The following is a 15,732-nucleotide window of genomic DNA, read 5'->3' as shown; positions in this document are numbered from 1 at the left end:
ACGGCGTCCGTGCCCCCGGCGCCGCACGGCGCCGGGGGCACCACGGGGGCCGGGCCCGCACGGGCCCGGCCCCCGTGCCGTCCCACCCCGCCACGGTGCGAAGATGGACCCCATGAGCAGCAGCACTCCCGACCACCTCCCGGCCACCGACGGCACCGACAGCGTCGGAGAGGCCACCCGCGACATCGCCGACGTGGCCGCCGTGGAGGTCATCACCACCGCCGCCGTCCACCTCATGAGCGCCGCCGCCGTGAAGTGCGGCCTCGCCGACGACGGGCGCGCGGCCGACGACCTCGACCTCGACGAGGCCCGCAAGCTCATCACCGCGCTCGCCGCGCTCGTGACCGCGAGCGCGCCCGACATCGGCAACCAGCACGCCCGGTCGCTGCGCGACGGGCTCAAGTCGCTCCAGCTCGCGTTCCGCGAGGCGTCGGTCGTCCCGGACGCGCCCGGCGAGGGCCCCGGGGAGAAGTACACCGGCTCCGTCGTCTGACCGGTCGCGCACCATGAGCACACCGCAGCAGCCACCCGGGTGGCCTCCGCCGCACACGGCGCGCTCCGCGTCCGAGGCACCGCCGACGGGCACCCGGCACGAGCCCGCGCCGGCGAGCCTGCTGCGGCGCCCCCGGCGGACGGCGCTCGTGCTCGCGGTGCTGCTCGCGGCGGCGCTCGGGCTCGGCGGCTACCTGTGGCTGACCACGGTGCGGTGGCAGGCCGACAGCGCCACCTGGGAGGCGGAGGCACGCGGGTACGCCGACCGGGTCGCGACGCTGCGGGCCGAGCTCGAGGCGACCGACGCCGAGCTGGTGTCCGCGCGCGAACAGCTCGCGACCGCCACCGAGCGCATCAGCGACCTCGCGAACGAGAAGGCGCAGCTGGGCGACGAGAACGTCGCGTCCCAGCAGTACCTGGACTACCAGACGCAGGTCAGCGAGGCGGCGGGCGCGGTCGCGACGGCGATGGACCAGTGCGTCGACGCCCAGACCCAGCTCATCGGGTACCTCCAGGACAGCGACGCCTACGACCAGAAGGACCTCGACCGCTTCTCGACCGAGGTGCGCAAGCTCTGCAAGCAGGCCGACGCCGCGCACGAGCAGCTGCAGCGTGAGCTGCAGCAGGACCAGTGACCGGTCGGCCCGCGGTGCTGCGCGGGGTCGCGGCCGGCGTGCTCGCCACGCTCCTCGCGGGGTGCGGGGTGCTGCCCGCCCTGCCCGACGCGATCCCGAGCGACGTCGTCCCGAGCAGACCCTCCGGGTTCAGCTCGCCGTCCGCAGACGGCGAGCTCTCCCCCGACGGCTTCGACGCCGTCCAGCGGATGGCGGTCCGGATCCGCAACGTGGGCTGCGGGAGCCTGTCCACGGGGTCGGGGTTCGCCATCGACGAGCACACGCTGATCACCAACCGGCACGTGGTCGCCGACTCGCAGTCGCTGGAGGTCAGCACGTACGACGGGCGCGACCTCGCCGTCTCGGCGGCGAGCACCGCCCGGCTGGCGGACCTCGCCGTCGTGCGCACGCAGGACCCCCTGCCGAGCCATCCGCGCATCGCGGAGGACGACCCCGAGCAGGGCGACGAGGTGAGCGTCGTCGGCTATCCCGAGGGCGGCGAGCTGACGATCACCGCCGGCTCGATCGTCGACTCCACGACCGACCCCCTGAACGAGAACCTCGGCGAGGTGCTGGTGACGGACGCGCCCGTGGAGCCCGGGTCGTCGGGGTCCGCGGCGCTGGACGCCGAGGGCCGCGTCATCGGGGTGGTGTACGCGAAGACGTCGGACGGCCACTCCCTGCTCGTGCCGCGCTCGACGCTGCAGGAGATGCTCGCGGACTCCGGCGCCTTCACGGCGCTCCCGCCCTGCTCGTGACCCTCGCCCCCGCTCGCGGCGGCGGGCCGTGCCTCAGCGCGCCACGCCCACCCGCAGCTCGAGGGAGTCGACGCGCTCGGAGATCACCGACGACGCGCCGAGGCGTGCGTTGACCTGACCCAGCACCCGGTCGAGGCCCGCCCGGTCGAGACCGGGGTCGAGCGCCAGCACCACCGCCACCTCCGCACGCCGGCCCGGCTCGGCGTGCGCGCGCACGACGTGCTGCACCGGGGCGGCCGCGTCGGCGATCGCGGCGGCGACCTCGGCGTCCACGACGACGTCACCGACCCCGGGCGCGCCCGCTCCGGCGGGGACCAGCGCCGGCCGCCACTCGAGGCCCTGCGCGAGCGCCCAGACCGCCGGGCGCGGCACGTGCACCGTCACCGGCCCCGCGGGGTCGACCACGAGCAGCGACCAGTCCTCGCTCACCGCGGAGAGCGCCGCCCGCGGCGCCTCGACCGGCACCGGCCGCGCCTCCGCGCGCCAGGCCCGCATCGCCTCCACGGACGTGAAGACCGGCAGGCCGCGCCGGCCGTCCGGGGTCTCGACGGCGACCACGCCGGCCGACGCCTCCTTGTCGACGTGCAGGTCCGTGCTGCCCTGCGGCCCGTCGTGCTGCACGACCTCGGCCACCTCGACCTCCGCGAGCACCGGGACCAGCACCCTCGTCGCCGCCAGCCGGCGCACGACGTCGGCGAGGGAACCGCGACCCGTCGCGTGGGCCTCGAGCAGGACGGCGAGCTCGGGGTCGACGGACCCGTCGTCCCCGGCGAACTGCGACGTGGGCTGGATGGAGCGCAGGTGACCGGGCAGCGCCCGGCCGGCGTCGCCGGCCGTCATGGCCGGCCCGCCACGTCGAGCGCCTCGGGCAGCGTGAACGCCCCCGCGTACAGCGCCTTGCCCACGACCGCGCTCTCGACCCCGTCCGGGACCAGCGCCCGCAGGGCCTCGAGGTCCGCGAGCGACGAGATGCCGCCGGACGCGACGACCTTCGCGGGGGTGCGCGCCGCGACCTCGCGCAGCAGTTCCACGTTCGGCCCGCGCAGCGTGCCGTCCTTCGTCACGTCCGTGACGACGTACCGCGCGCACCCGGCCTCGTCGAGGCGGGTGAGGACCTCCCACAGGTCGCCGCCCTCCTTCGTCCAGCCGCGGGCCGCGAGCGTCGTGCCGCGCACGTCGAGGCCGACCGCCACCTGGTCGCCGTACTCGGCGATCACGCGCGCCGTCCACTCCGGGTCCTCGAGCGCCGCCGTCCCGATGTTCACGCGCCGCGCGCCGGTGGCGAGCGCCCGCTCCAGCGAGGCGTCGTCGCGGATCCCGCCGGACAGCTCGACCTGCACCCCGACCTCCGCGACCACGCGGGCCAGCAGCTCCGCGTTGGAGCCGCGGCCGAACGCCGCGTCGAGGTCCACCAGGTGCACCCACTCGGCACCGCCGCGCTGCCAGTCGAGGGCGGCGGCGAGCGGGTCGCCGTACGAGGTCTCGGAGCCCGCCTCCCCCTGCACGAGGCGGACGGCCTGGCCGCCTGAGACGTCGACGGCGGGCAGCAGGACGAGGCGATCGGTCATGTGCGTCTCCATGGTTCGTGCGGTGGTCGGTCGGTACCGGAGCGGGTCAGAGCGAGCGGACCCAGTTCTCCAGCAGGGTCGCGCCGGCGTCACCGGACTTCTCGGGGTGGAACTGGGTCGCGGACAGCGGGCCGTTCTCGACGGCGGCGACGAACCGCGCCCCGCTCGTCGGGTCGGCGGCCGTGCCGCCGTGCCGCGCCCACGTGACGAGCGGCGGACGATAGCGGGGGTCGGCGGCCTCGTCGTGCCCCTGCGTGAACTCCTGGGCCGCGTACGAGTGCACGAAGTAGAACCGCTCGTGCTCGACGCCGTCGAACAGGCGCGAGCCCGCCGGCACCTCGACCTCGGACCAGCCCATGTGCGGCACGACCGGGGCCTCGAGCCGCTCGACGACGCCGCCCCACTCCCCCAGGCCCTCCGCCCGCTCGCCGTGCTCGACGCCCGCGTCGAACATGACCTGCATGCCCACGCAGATGCCGAGGACCGGGCGGTTCCCGGCGAGCCGTCGGTCGACGACCTGGTCGCCGCGGACGGCGCGCAGGCCCTCCATGCAGGCGGCGAACGCCCCCACGCCGGGCACGACCAGGCCGGTGGCCTCGCTCGCGGTGCGCACGTCCGCCGTCAGCTCGACCTCGGCGCCGACGCGCTCGAGCGCCCGGACCGCCGACCGCACGTTGCCGAAGCCGTAGTCCAGCACCACCACGCGCGGGCGGCCCGAGGCGCGCGCGGGTGCGCCACGCGGGTTCAGCTCGGCCGCCGCGCCGCCCGTGGGCAGCAGCGGCGGGGCCGTCGGGGCGGCGGCCTCGGTCATCGCGTCCTCCGTCGGGGTCACTTGCTCTTGCGGGCCTTGCGCGCGGCCCCGGAGAGCATCCGCATCGCCTTGAAGCGCCCGATGCCGGACGACGCCACGACGCCGGGCAGCTCGGTCACGCGCAGCTGGCCCGTGAGCACGTCCTCGAGCGCCTCGGGGGCACCGCCGAGCACCAGGCCCGGCGGGAGCTCGCCCTCGGCGGCGCCGTCGGCGTACCGCACGCACGTGAGCTGCTCGCCCCACCGCGTGACGAGGACCAGCGGGACGCCTGCCACAAGCCGGGAGATCGCCGTGGCGGCCTTGTCCGGCGCGTCGTCGCTCGTGTCCCGCAGGACGGCGAGCGCGCCCACGGGGGTGGGCGCGACGTCGACGTCGAGCTCCGCCAGGGCGCAGGCCGCGGCGAGGGGCTCGGCGCCCGCGATCTGCGTGATGAGCACGGCGAGCTCGGGGTCCTTGCGCGCGCCGGTCAGCTCCGACAGGTCGTCGGGGATCTCGAGGCCCTCGGGCAGCGGGCCGTCGTGCCCGGCAGCGGCGTCCGGCGTCTCGTCGGGAGCGGGGCCGGACGTGGGGCCGGTCGGCTCGGGACGGTCGGGGTCGGTGGTCATGCGGCTACAGCGCACCCTTCGTGGACGGGACGCCCTCGACACGGGGGTCGCGGGCGACGGCGGCGCGCAGCGCACGCGCGAGCGCCTTGAACTGGGCCTCGACGATGTGGTGCGGGTCGCGGCCCGCGAGGACCCGCACGTGCAGGCAGATGCCGGCGTGGTGGGCGACCGACTCCAGCACGTGCCGCGTGAGGGAGCCGGTGAAGTGCCCCCCGATGAGGTGGTACTCCTGCCCCGCGGGCTCGCCGGAGTGCACCAGGTACGGGCGCCCGGAGACGTCGACGACGGCGAGCGCCAGCGCCTCGTCGAGAGGGACGGTCGCGTCGCCGAAGCGCGAGATGCCCTGCTTGTCGCCGAGGGCGACCCGCAGCGCCTCCCCGAGCACGATCGCGACGTCCTCGACCGTGTGGTGGGCGTCGATGTGCGTGTCGCCCGTGGCCTTGACGGTGAGGTCGACCAGCGAGTGCTTGCCGAGCGCCGTGAGCATGTGGTCGTAGAACGGCACGGTGGTCGAGACGTCGGTACGCCCGGTGCCGTCCAGGTCGAGCTCGACGACCACGCTCGACTCGCTCGTGGTCCGCTCGATCCGCGCGGTGCGGTGCTGGGCCGTCTGCTGCTCCATCAGTCCTCCTGCTCGGAAAGCACGTCGGTCAGGGCGTCCCGGAAGGCCGCCGTCTCGGCGGGCGTCCCGACCGAGACGCGCAGCCACCCGTCGGGCCCGGTCTCGCGGATCAGCACGCCGCGGTCGAGCAGGCCCTGCCAGACGGCGTGCCGGTCGGCGAAGGTGCCGAACAGCACGAAGTTGGCGTCGGAGTCGGCCACCTGCAGGCCCGCGCCCCGGTGCTGCTGGGCGCGCAGCCACTCCACCAGGTCGTCGCGCTCGCCGCGCAGCTGCTGCACCTGCGCGAGGAGCTCGTCGTGGTGGGCGAGCGCGCCGCGGGCGGCCGCCTGGGTGACCGCCGACAGGTGGTACGGCAGGCGCACGACTCGCAGGGCGTCGACCAGCGCGGACGAGGCCGCGAGGTAGCCGAGCCGGAGCCCGGCCGCGGCGAACGCCTTCGACATCGTCCGCGTGACCGCCAGGTTCGGGTGGTCGGCGAGCAGCTCGAGCGCCGACGGCGTCCCGGGCCGGCGGAACTCGGCGTAGGCCTCGTCGACGACGACGACCGCGCCGGCACGGCGCCCGGCCACCTCGGGGGCGTCGGGCACCTCGACCCGTGCGGCCGCGTCGAGGACCGCCTCGACGGTCGCGAGGGGCAGCGCCGTCCCCGTCGGGTTGTTCGGGCTGGCCAGCAGGACGACGGCGGGCCGCTCGCGCTCGATCGTCGCCACCGCCTGCTCGACGTCGACCGTGAAGTCCGACGCCCGGCGGCCGGTGACCCACCGGGTGTGCGTGTCGCGGGCGTACTCGGGGTACATCGAGTAGGTCGGCGCGAACGACACGGCGGTACGGCCCGGCCCGCCGAACGCCTGGAGCAGGTGGAGCATGACCTCGTTCGACCCGTTGGCGGCCCACACCTGCTCGGGGCGCAGGGCGACGCCGGACTCGCGCGCGAGGTAGGCGGCCAGGTCCGCGCGGAGCGCGGAGAAGTCGCGGTCGGGGTACCGGTGCAGCCCGCGCGCCGCCGCCGCCACCTCGCGGGCGATGGTGGCGACGACCTCCTCGGAGGGCGCGTAGGGGTTCTCGTTGACGTTCAGCAGGACCGGGACGTCGAGCTGCGGGGCGCCGTAAGGCACCTCGTCGGCGAGCTCGGGTCGCAGCGGCAGGCGGACGTCGCCGAGATCCCGCGCGGGGGCGGGGACGGGAGGCGGGAAGGACACGCCACCAGTCTACGGAAGGCGGGCCGGTGGTCCGGGGTGTCGTCCGTCGCACGGACACCGCCCGCCGTCCCGGACCTTGTGAAAAACGTCACGAGCAAGATGGGCGGATTGTCCCGACGGATCGACGAGGTGACGTCTAGCGTGGTTCGTGTCAGCACGGAGACCATGTGGGCCGGCAGGACGCCCGGCCCGAGAGGAGCCAGGGATGACCGCGACCACACCGGCGACCATGAAGGCGGCCGTCGTCCACTCGTTCACGCAGCCCCTGTCGGTCGAGGACCGGCCGATGCCCGCCCCCGGGCCGCACGAGGCCCTCGTCAAGGTCGACTACACCGGCGTCTGCCACACCGACCTGCACGCGGCGCACGGCGACTGGCCGGTCAAGCCGGCGCCGCCGTTCGTGCCCGGGCACGAGGGCGTCGGGCACGTCGTCGCCGTCGGCGACCAGGTGACGCGCCTGAAGGTCGGCGACACGGTCGGCAACGCCTGGCTGTGGAGCGCCTGCGGCGAGTGCGAGTACTGCGAGACCGGCTGGGAGACCCTGTGCCCGGAGCAGAAGAACGGCGGGTACTCGGTCGACGGGTCCTTCGGGCAGTACATGCTCGTGGACGCGCGCTACGCGCCGATCGTCCCCGAGGGCGTCGAGGCGTCCGCGGTCGGGCCGATCCTGTGCGCCGGGGTCACCGTCTACAAGGGCCTCAAGATGACCGACACCCAGCCCGGCGAGTGGGTGCTGGTCTCCGGCGTCGGCGGCCTGGGGCACATCGCGGTCCAGTACGCGGTCGCGATGGGACGCCGCGTGGCCGCGGTCGACGTCGACGACGCGAAGCTCGAGCTCGCCCGCCGGCACGGCGCCGAGGTGACGGTCAACGCGGCGACCTCGGCCGACCCGGCCGCGGAGCTGCAGGAGGCCACCGGCGGCGGCGTGCACGGCGCCCTGGTGACCGCCGTCAACGCGCACGCGTTCCCGCAGGCCGTGGGGGCGCTGCGCCGCGGAGGCACGGTCTCGCTCGTGGGGCTGCCCCCGGAGCAGTTCCCGCTGGACATCTTCACGACCGTGCTGTTCGGGCTCACCGTCCGCGGCTCGATCGTCGGCACGCGCAAGGACATGGCCGAGGCGCTGGACTTCTTCGCCCGCGGCAAGATCGACCCGACCTACACGGTGCGACCGCTCGGCGACATCAACGCGATCTTCGAGGAGATGGAGCGGGGCGCCATCGACGGCCGGGTCGTGATGGACATGAACGCCTGAGCCGCTGGCCCGGCGCGACCGGCCGCGACCTGACCGGGCCGGCCGGTCACGCCAGCACGACGTCGGTCCCCGAGACCTCGACCTCGATCGAGGGCAGCGGCTCGGGGGCCGGGCCGCCGAGCACCTCGGCGTCGGTGAGCGCGTAGCGCGACTGGTGGCACGGGCACAGCAGCTCGCCGTCGCCCGGGGTCACCGTGCACCCCTCGTGGGTGCAGACGGCGCTGAAGGCGTGCACCTCGCCTTCGGTGGGCTGCGTGACCAGGACGTCCTGGCCACCGACCTTGGCGGCCACCGACCCGCCCACCGGCACGTCGGCCAGGGCCACGACCACGGTGCCCGCGCCGGCCGCGCCGGCGGACTCCGCGGAGGCCCCGGGGTCGGGGCGTTCCTCCGTGCACGCGGCGAGGACGCCCGCCCCCGCGAGGCCACCCAGGCCGACACCCGTGCCGCGCAGGAGCTGGCGCCGGGTCGTGGAGCACGGCCCGGCGCACGGCGCGGCAGGAGCGGGGAGCTGGTCGGGCATCGGTTCCTCCGGTGGGTCGGGCCCAGGCCGCGCCGTCGCGACCGAGCGGTGGCAGCATGACCATCATGGGCACCACTTCGGGACCGGTGCCACCCGCACCGGGCGGCGCGCACCACCGACCGTCCGCGGCCCGGGGCTGGCGGTGGGTCGCGGCGATCGCCGTGCTCGTGTCCGCGGGCGTGCACGTGCTGCTGTACCTGGACGGCTACGACACCATCGACGTCGTCGGGCCGCTGTTCCTGCTCAACGCCGTCGCCGGCCTGGTGCTCGCCGTGCTGCTGGTCGTGTGGCACCACTGGCTCCCGCTGGTCGGCGGCATCGGGTTCGGAGCGCTGACCCTGCTGGCGTTCGTCCTGTCCACGACCGTGGGCTTCTACGGCGTCTCCGAGTCGTTCGCCGGCACCAACGAGCTGGTCGCGGCCGGGGCGGAGATCGTGGCCGTGGTCGCCGCGACGGTCGCGCTGCTGCGCGAGAGCCTGCGCTGACGGGCCCGCCGCGCCACGCCTGTGGACGACGGGTCCGGGCGGGTCGGGGGCGGCCCCTACGATCGCAGGTGTGAGCCACCCCGACGACCCGTACGCCGACCTCGTGTTCGCCCCGACCGACGACGACGCCCCGCCGCCGGAGGGCCACGAGCCCGCCTTCGACGACGACGGCCCAGGCGGCATCCCCCGGGAGACCCGCGCGGCCGCCGCCCAGGACACCGCGGCGACCGCGCCGCCGGGGCCGGCAGGGCCGGCAGCACCGGCAGCACCGGCCGCGGGCGCGGACGCCGCCAAGCGCGCCAAGCTCGCGATGCTCCGGGGCCTCCTCGACAGCGCGGGCGAGGGCGGCGGCACGCTGCGCGAGCAGGCGGAGGAGTCGCTGCGCGCGCTCGTCGGCCGCGACGACGCCGCGCTGCGCGAGGACCAGTGGCGGGCGATCGAGGCGCTGGTGGCGTTCCGGCGCCGGGCGCTCGTCGTGCAGCGCACGGGCTGGGGCAAGTCCGCGGTCTACTTCGTCGCCACCAGCCTGCTGCGGTCGCGCGGCGCGGGCCCCACCGTGATCGTCTCCCCCCTGCTCGCGCTCATGCGCGACCAGATCGCCGCGGCCGCGCGCGCCGGCATCCGCGCGGTCACGATCAACTCGGCCAACGTCACCGAGTGGGACGAGGTGCACGCGGCCATCGCCGCGGGCGAGGTGGACGTGCTCCTGTGCTCGCCCGAGCGGCTCAACAACCCCGGCTTCCGCGACCAGGTGCTCCCCCGCCTGGCGGCCGACGCCGGCCTCGTCGTGATCGACGAGGCGCACTGCATCTCCGACTGGGGGCACGACTTCCGCCCCGACTACCGCCGCATCCGCACCCTCCTGGCCGACCTGCCGCCGGGCATCCCCGTGCTGGCCACCACCGCCACCGCGAACGCCCGGGTGACGGCCGACGTCGCCGAGCAGATGGCGATCCGCGGCGAGGAGGCCGCGAGCGCCCCCGACGGCGCCGCCGCCGAGCTCGCCGGCGTCCCCACGGGAGAGGACGTGCTCGTGCTGCGCGGGGGGCTCGACCGCGAGTCGCTGCACCTCGCGGTGCTCGAGCTGGGCGACCAGCCCACCCGCGTGGCCTGGCTCGTCGAGGCGCTGCAGGACGTCGAAGGCTCCGGGATCGTCTACTGCCTCACCGTCTCGGCGGCCGAGCAGGTCGCCGAGCAGCTGCGCGCCGCCGGCCTCGCCGTCGCCGCCTACACGGGCCGCACCGACCCCACGGAACGGGAGCAGCTGGAGACCGACCTCAAGGACAACCGGGTCAAGCCGCTCGTCGCCACCTCCGCGCTCGGCATGGGCTTCGACAAGCCCGACCTGGCGTTCGTCGTGCACCTCGGGGCCCCGTCGTCACCCATCGCGTACTACCAGCAGGTGGGCCGCGCGGGACGCGGCGTCGACGACGCGGTGGTCGTCCTGCTGCCGGGCCACGAGGACCGGGCCATCTGGGACTGGTTCGGGGCGCAGGCCTTCCCCGCGGAGCCGCAGGTGCGCGCCACGCTCGCCGCCCTGACGGAGGCGGGCGCACCGATGTCGACCGCCGCCCTCGAGACCGTCGTCGACCTCAAGCGCTCCCGGCTCGAGACCATGCTCAAGGTGCTCGACGTCGACGGCGCGGTCCGGCGGGTGCAGGGCGGCTGGGTCGCCACCGGGCAGGAGTGGGTGTACGACGCCGAGCGCTACGAACGGGTGGCCGCCACCCGTGCCACGGAGCAGCAGGCGATGCTCGACTACGTGGCGACGACGGGCTGCCGGATGGCGTACCTGCGCGCACAGCTCGACGACCCCGAGATGCCCGCGGGCTGGGCGTGCGGCCGCTGCGACCGGTGCGACGGTGTGACGCTGCCTCCTCCGCCCGACGCGGAGACCGTGGCGTCCGCGCGTGCCGACATGGACCGCCCCGGTGTCGAGGTCGAGCCCCGCAAGATGTGGCCGTCGGGCCTCGCCACCCTCGGCCTGGACCTCAAGGGCCGCATCGCGCCGGCCGAGCAGGCGGGAGCCGGCCGCGCCGTCGCCCGGCTCGACGGGCTCGGCTGGTCGGCCCCGCTCCGCGAGCTGTTCTCCCCCCAGACGCCCGACGGCGAGGTCCCGGTGCCCCTGCGCCGCGCGGCCGCGCGGGTGCTGGACGACTGGGACGCGGTCCGCGCCGCGGCTCCCGCACCCGCCGACGGGCAGGAGGCCGCGGAGCCCGGGGCAGGCGACGGCCCGCCGCGCCCGCTGCTGATCGAGGGGGTCGTCGCCGTGCGCTCGGTGACGCGCCCGCAGCTGACGTACCACCTCGCGTCGGGGCTGGCCGCCTATCTCGGCGTCCCGCTGGTGGGCGCCGTCGGTCCGGCGCCCGAGGCCCAGGCGCCCGGGCGTCACGACGTGAACTCGGCGATGCGCCTGGCGGGAGTCGCGAAGCGGCTGCGCCTCGAGCTCGGCGAGCAGGCCATGGCGGGTCTGGCGGGGCGCACGGTGCTGCTCGTCGACGACTGGACGGAGTCGGGCTGGACCCTCACCGTCGCGTCCCGCCTCCTGCGGCAGGCGGGCGCGGCGGCGGTCCACCCGTTCGTGCTCGGCGTGCGCTGAGGGGCCTCGGGGGCGGTCTTTCCGCGACCCTGCCTGACGACGGGGCGGTGACCAGCACGTTTCCGAAATCGTTCGCCCGGGGCACGAATCGGTAACGATCGGCGCACCCGGCGTCGTTGTGGCGCAGGACACGGTTCGGGCGGCTATAGCCTCACGTCACCGCGACCGTCCACGAGAAAGTCCCCTCGACCTTGACCCGATATTTGCTTCGCCGCACCGCAGGCTGGTTGCTGATGGTCGTGGCGGTCACGAACCTGACGTACCTCCTCGCGTGGGCCTACCTCGATCCCCGCAGCAACTACGTCGGGCGGCGTCCCCCGCTGAGCGAGACGCAGATCACCAACCTGCTCGAGCCGCGCAACCTCGACGACGCCACCCCGCTCCTCGAGCGGTGGTGGACGTGGTTCAGCGGCATCCTCTTCCGCTGGGACTGGGGCGTGAGCCCCACCGGGCAGTCGGTGAACGAGCAGGTCGCCTACCGCATGTGGATCTCGGCCGAGCTCATGCTGGGCGCCACCATCCTGCTGACCGCGATCGGCATCGCGCTGGGCGTCTACAGCGCGTCGCGGCAGTACCGGCTCGGCGACCGGATCGCCCAGGGCACCTCGATCATCACGATGAACATCCCGATCGTGGTGGCGGGGCTCGGGCTCGTGCTGCTCGCCATCGCGTTCAACAACGCCGTCGGCTCGACCGTCTTCTACGTCACCGGGGCGTCGAGCCCCGACGTGAGCGGGTTCTTCCCCACGCTCGTGGACACCGCGCAGCACATCGCGCTGCCCACCGCCGCGCTGATCCTGGTCGGCTACGCGCAGTACCACTTCCTGCAGCGGTCCCTGCTGCTGGACACCATCAAGTCCGACTACGTGCGGATGGCCCGGGCCAAGGGGCTGACGAAGCAGCAGGCGATCCGCAAGCACGCCCTGCGCACGTCGCTGATCCCCGTGACCACCCAGGTCGCCTTCTCGATCCCCGGCATCTTCACGGGAGCCGTGCTGACCGAGTCGATCTTCGCGTGGAAGGGCATGGGGCAGTACTTCATCGAGACGATCTCGAAGAACGACATCAACGGCGTCGTCGCGGTCGCGGCGTTCGGCGCGGTCATGACGGCCGTCGGCGCCATCCTCGCCGACATCGCGGTCGTCGCCCTCGACCCCCGAGTGCGGGTGAGCTGACATGACAACGGACTCCTCCATGCCCGACCCGACGGCCGGCCCGCTCACCGCAGGCGAGACCCCGCCCCCCGGCGACGCGGGGACCGCCGACCGCAAGCGGCTGTCGAAGTGGCGGCTGTACGGGCGCCGGTTCGCCCGGAACCGGCCCGCCGTCGCCGGCGTGGTCATCTTCGTGCTGCTCGTGGCCTTCGCCGTGTTCGGCTCGACGCTGGCCAAGTACGACCACGTCGAGCTCGACTTCCTCGCCCTGTCGGACCCGCCCAGCCCCGAGCACTGGTTCGGCACCAACAACGCCGGCAACGACCTGTACGCCATGGTCGTGATCGGGCTGCAGCGCTCTCTGCTGATCGCGGTCGTGGTGGCCACCGGGACGACCGTCCTGTCCGCCGTCATCGGCACCGCGGCCGCCTACTTCGGCGGTCGCGTCGAGCGGGTCTCGCTGTTCATCATCCACTTCCTCATGGTGGCGCCGACGTTCCTGTTGCTGGCGATGATGTCCAACGACTCGGGCGGCGACTGGCGCGTCATCGCCCTCGTCCTCATCCTCGTCAGCTGGTTCTTCCAGGCCCGCACCATCTGGACGCTGTCCCTGTCGCTGCGCGAGCGGGAGTTCGTGCACGCCGCGCGCTACATGGGCGTGCCCGGGCTGCGCATCGTGCTGCGCCACCTGATCCCCAACATCGGGTCGCTGCTCGTCGTCAACTTCACCCTCGGCGTCGTGGGTGCCGTCATGGCCGAGACGGGACTGTCGTTCCTCGGCTTCGGCGTCAAGCTGCCCGACGTCTCGCTCGGTTCCCTCATCGGCATCGGCGCGTCGAGCATCTCGAGCTCCCCGTGGATGTTCTTCTTCCCCGCCGCCGCGCTGACGCTCCTGACCGTCTCGATGGCGCTCGTCGCCGACGGGCTGCGCGACGCCCTCGATCCCACCTCCGCAGCGGGAGGCCGCGCATGACCACCCCCGTCCTTTCCGTCCGCGACCTCACCGTCAGCTTCCCGTCCGAGGCGGGGCGCGTCGACGCGGTGCGCGGCGTCTCGTTCGACCTCGACGAGGGCCGCACCCTCGGCATCGTGGGCGAGTCCGGCTCCGGCAAGTCCGTCACGTCCCTCGCCGTCATGGGCCTCCTCGACGACAACGCGCGCGTGGGCGGCTCGGTGATGTTCGAGGGGCAGGAGCTGCTCGGCAAGACCGACGCGGCGATGTCCAAGATCCGCGGCAACGGCATCGCGATGATCTTCCAGGACCCGCTGACGTCGCTGACGCCGGTGTTCTCCGTCGGCGACCAGATCGTCGAGGCCCTCACGATCCACGACCCGAAGATCTCGCGCCGCGCCGCGCGGGACCGCGCCGTGGAGCTGCTCCGGCTCGTCGGCATCCCCCGGCCGGCCGAGCGGATGCGCTCGTTCCCGCACGAGTTCTCGGGCGGGATGCGCCAACGGGTGGTCATCGCGATCGCGATGGCGAACAACCCGCGGCTCATCATCGCGGACGAGCCGACCACCGCCCTCGACGTCACCATCCAGGCGCAGATCCTGGACCTCGTCGCCACCGCCCAGCGCGAGACCGGCGCCGCGGTCATGATGATCACGCACGACATGGGCGTCGTCGCGCACACCGCCGACGACGTGATCGTCATGTACGCGGGTCGCCCGATCGAGCAGGCACCGGTCGACGAGCTGTTCGCCGACACCCGCATGCCGTACTCGATCGGTCTGCTCGGCGCGATCCCCCGCGTGGACAAGGCCGAGAAGCAGCCGCTGGTGCCGATCAAGGGCAGCCCGCCGCTCCTGGTGGACCTGCCGGACGCCTGCCCGTTCGCCGCCCGGTGCCCGATCGCGGTCGACGCCTGCCGCACCTCGGAACCCGAGCTGGTCGCCGTCGGCGGCCGGCCGGACCACCGCGCCGCATGCCTGCGGGCCGAGGAGATCCGCGCGGGCCGCATCGACGGCGGCCCCGTCTACCCGGTGCCTCCCGTCCCCACCTCGACGCTCGAGACGGTGCCCCGGGAGCTGCGCAGGCCCACCCTCGAGGTCGAGAACCTCACGAAGTCGTTCCCCCTGACGAAGGGCTCGTTCCGCAAGCGCAAGATCGGCGAGGTGCACGCCGTCAAGGGCGTCAGCTTCGACGTCCGCGAGGGCGAGACGATGGCGATCGTCGGCGAGTCGGGCTCCGGCAAGACCACGACGCTGCTGCAGATCATGGACTTCGCCCGGCAGGACGCCGGCGACATCCGGATCGTCGGCACCAGCGTCGCCGACATCAAGGGCGGCCGCGCCGAGCGCGACCTGCGCCGCGACGTCCAGATCGTCTTCCAGGACCCGGTCGGCTCGCTGGACCCGCGCATGACGGTCTTCGACGTCATCGCCGAACCGTTGCGCACGGTGGGCCTCGCCGCGGCCGAGGTCGGCCCGCGGGTCGACGAGCTGATGGACCTCGTCGGCCTCGACCCCGCCCACAGCGACCGCTTCCCCGCGGCGTTCTCCGGCGGCCAGCGGCAGCGGATCGGCATCGCCCGGGCCCTCGCGACCAACCCGAAGCTCGTCGTGCTGGACGAGCCCGTCTCCGCGCTCGACGTGTCGGTCCAGGCGGGCGTCATCAACCTGCTCGACGAGCTCAAGGTGCGCCTGGGCCTGTCGTACCTCTTCGTGGCCCACGACCTCTCCGTGGTGCGGCACATCGCCGACCGCGTGGCGGTGATGTACCTCGGCAGCTTCGTCGAGCACGGCGACGTCGACGCGGTGTTCGACGACCCGCAGCACCCCTACACCCGCGCCCTGCTGTCGGCGATCCCCGTGCCGGACCCGGTCACGGAGCGCGGCCGCGAGCACATCGTGCTCACCGGCGACCTCCCGAGCCCGACCGACACGATCACCGGCTGCGCCTTCGTCTCGCGGTGCCCGCTGTACCAGACGCTCGACGAGCCGGACCGGGCCCGCTGCGAGCAGACGGTCCCGACCCTCACCGGCCGCACCGACGACCACGTCAACGCCTGCCACTTCCGCTGACGAGCCGGCGCCACCCACGTACCCCA

The 15,732-nt window shown here is 74.3% G+C and carries 16 protein-coding genes; 9 read left to right on the top strand and 7 right to left on the bottom strand.

Annotated features, from left to right (window positions below):
* Window positions 1-112 precede the first annotated feature (112 nt).
* From IEW03_RS09575 to IEW03_RS09565, 3 genes are read left to right on the top strand one after another with little or no spacing between them, the layout of a single operon-like run.
* On the top strand, window positions 113-493 hold the full coding sequence (locus IEW03_RS09575; RefSeq protein ID WP_188523428.1) for a DUF1844 domain-containing protein: 381 nt from the start codon (window positions 113-115) through the stop codon (window positions 491-493).
* Window positions 494-506: 13 nt separating this feature from the next.
* A complete protein-coding gene (locus IEW03_RS09570) occupies window positions 507-1,127 on the top strand; it encodes a hypothetical protein (protein WP_188523427.1) in 621 nt (206 codons plus the stop codon).
* A complete protein-coding gene (locus tag IEW03_RS09565; RefSeq protein ID WP_229737872.1) occupies window positions 1,124-1,864 on the top strand; it encodes a S1C family serine protease in 741 nt (246 codons plus the stop codon). Before IEW03_RS09570 ends, IEW03_RS09565 begins: the two co-directional genes overlap by 4 nt.
* A 33-nt stretch (window positions 1,865-1,897) precedes the next feature.
* Here the strand turns inward: IEW03_RS09565 and IEW03_RS09560 are convergent, their stop codons facing one another.
* Genes IEW03_RS09560 through IEW03_RS09535 form a run of 6 tightly spaced genes read right to left on the bottom strand, consistent with a single transcriptional unit; the run spans window position 1,898 to window position 6,669 of the window.
* Window positions 1,898-2,704 (bottom strand): SseB family protein, encoded by an 807-nt coding sequence (locus tag IEW03_RS09560; protein WP_188523426.1) that lies wholly within the window; start codon window positions 2,702-2,704, stop codon window positions 1,898-1,900.
* On the bottom strand, window positions 2,701-3,432 hold the full coding sequence (gene priA, locus IEW03_RS09555; RefSeq protein WP_188523425.1) for a bifunctional 1-(5-phosphoribosyl)-5-((5-phosphoribosylamino)methylideneamino)imidazole-4-carboxamide isomerase/phosphoribosylanthranilate isomerase PriA: 732 nt from the start codon (window positions 3,430-3,432) through the stop codon (window positions 2,701-2,703). Before priA ends, IEW03_RS09560 begins: the two co-directional genes overlap by 4 nt.
* Window positions 3,433-3,478: 46 nt before the next feature.
* Complete coding sequence (gene hisH, locus IEW03_RS09550) at window positions 3,479-4,243, bottom strand: imidazole glycerol phosphate synthase subunit HisH (RefSeq protein WP_188523424.1); 765 nt, start codon at window positions 4,241-4,243, stop codon at window positions 3,479-3,481.
* A 17-nt stretch (window positions 4,244-4,260) separates the two neighbouring features.
* Window positions 4,261-4,848 (bottom strand): hypothetical protein, encoded by a 588-nt coding sequence (locus IEW03_RS09545; protein WP_229737871.1) that lies wholly within the window; start codon window positions 4,846-4,848, stop codon window positions 4,261-4,263.
* A 4-nt stretch (window positions 4,849-4,852) separates the two neighbouring features.
* Complete coding sequence (gene hisB, locus IEW03_RS09540; RefSeq protein ID WP_188523423.1) at window positions 4,853-5,470, bottom strand: imidazoleglycerol-phosphate dehydratase HisB; 618 nt, start codon at window positions 5,468-5,470, stop codon at window positions 4,853-4,855.
* A complete protein-coding gene (locus IEW03_RS09535; protein WP_188523422.1) occupies window positions 5,470-6,669 on the bottom strand; it encodes a histidinol-phosphate transaminase in 1,200 nt (399 codons plus the stop codon). The genes hisB and IEW03_RS09535 overlap by 1 nt, the downstream gene beginning before the upstream one ends.
* A gap of 205 nt (window positions 6,670-6,874) precedes the next feature.
* On the opposite strand from IEW03_RS09535, the gene adhP reads away from it, so the two are divergent.
* Window positions 6,875-7,921, top strand: a complete 1,047-nt coding sequence (gene adhP, locus IEW03_RS09530) for an alcohol dehydrogenase AdhP (RefSeq protein ID WP_188523421.1) — start codon at window positions 6,875-6,877, stop codon at window positions 7,919-7,921.
* A 46-nt stretch (window positions 7,922-7,967) separates the two neighbouring features.
* Here adhP and IEW03_RS09525 read toward each other — a convergent pair whose 3' ends face one another.
* Window positions 7,968-8,444 (bottom strand): Rieske (2Fe-2S) protein, encoded by a 477-nt coding sequence (locus tag IEW03_RS09525; protein ID WP_188523420.1) that lies wholly within the window; start codon window positions 8,442-8,444, stop codon window positions 7,968-7,970.
* A 65-nt stretch (window positions 8,445-8,509) separates the two neighbouring features.
* On the opposite strand from IEW03_RS09525, the gene IEW03_RS09520 reads away from it, so the two are divergent.
* From IEW03_RS09520 to IEW03_RS09500, 5 genes are all read left to right on the top strand, one after another.
* Window positions 8,510-8,929, top strand: a complete 420-nt coding sequence (locus IEW03_RS09520; protein WP_188523419.1) for a hypothetical protein — start codon at window positions 8,510-8,512, stop codon at window positions 8,927-8,929.
* A gap of 310 nt (window positions 8,930-9,239) precedes the next feature.
* Complete coding sequence (locus IEW03_RS09515) at window positions 9,240-11,528, top strand: RecQ family ATP-dependent DNA helicase (protein WP_188523493.1); 2,289 nt, start codon at window positions 9,240-9,242, stop codon at window positions 11,526-11,528.
* Between the two features lie 233 nt (window positions 11,529-11,761).
* Window positions 11,762-12,703 carry an ABC transporter permease gene (locus IEW03_RS09510; RefSeq protein WP_229737870.1) on the top strand — a complete coding sequence of 314 codons (942 nt, stop codon included), beginning with the start codon at window positions 11,762-11,764 and terminating at the stop codon, window positions 12,701-12,703.
* Window positions 12,704-12,722: 19 nt separating this feature from the next.
* Window positions 12,723-13,655, top strand: coding sequence for an ABC transporter permease (locus IEW03_RS09505; protein ID WP_229737869.1), 933 nt, complete (start codon window positions 12,723-12,725; stop codon window positions 13,653-13,655).
* Complete coding sequence (locus tag IEW03_RS09500) at window positions 13,652-15,706, top strand: ABC transporter ATP-binding protein (RefSeq protein WP_188523416.1); 2,055 nt, start codon at window positions 13,652-13,654, stop codon at window positions 15,704-15,706. Before IEW03_RS09505 ends, IEW03_RS09500 begins: the two co-directional genes overlap by 4 nt.
* Window positions 15,707-15,732 lie beyond the last annotated feature (26 nt).

The sequence above is a fragment of the Isoptericola cucumis genome (assembly GCF_014635665.1).
GTDB lineage: Bacteria > Actinomycetota > Actinomycetes > Actinomycetales > Cellulomonadaceae > Isoptericola > Isoptericola cucumis.
The sequence above is the reverse complement of the archived record's forward strand: the minus strand, read 5'-3'. Positions and strand labels throughout refer to the sequence as shown.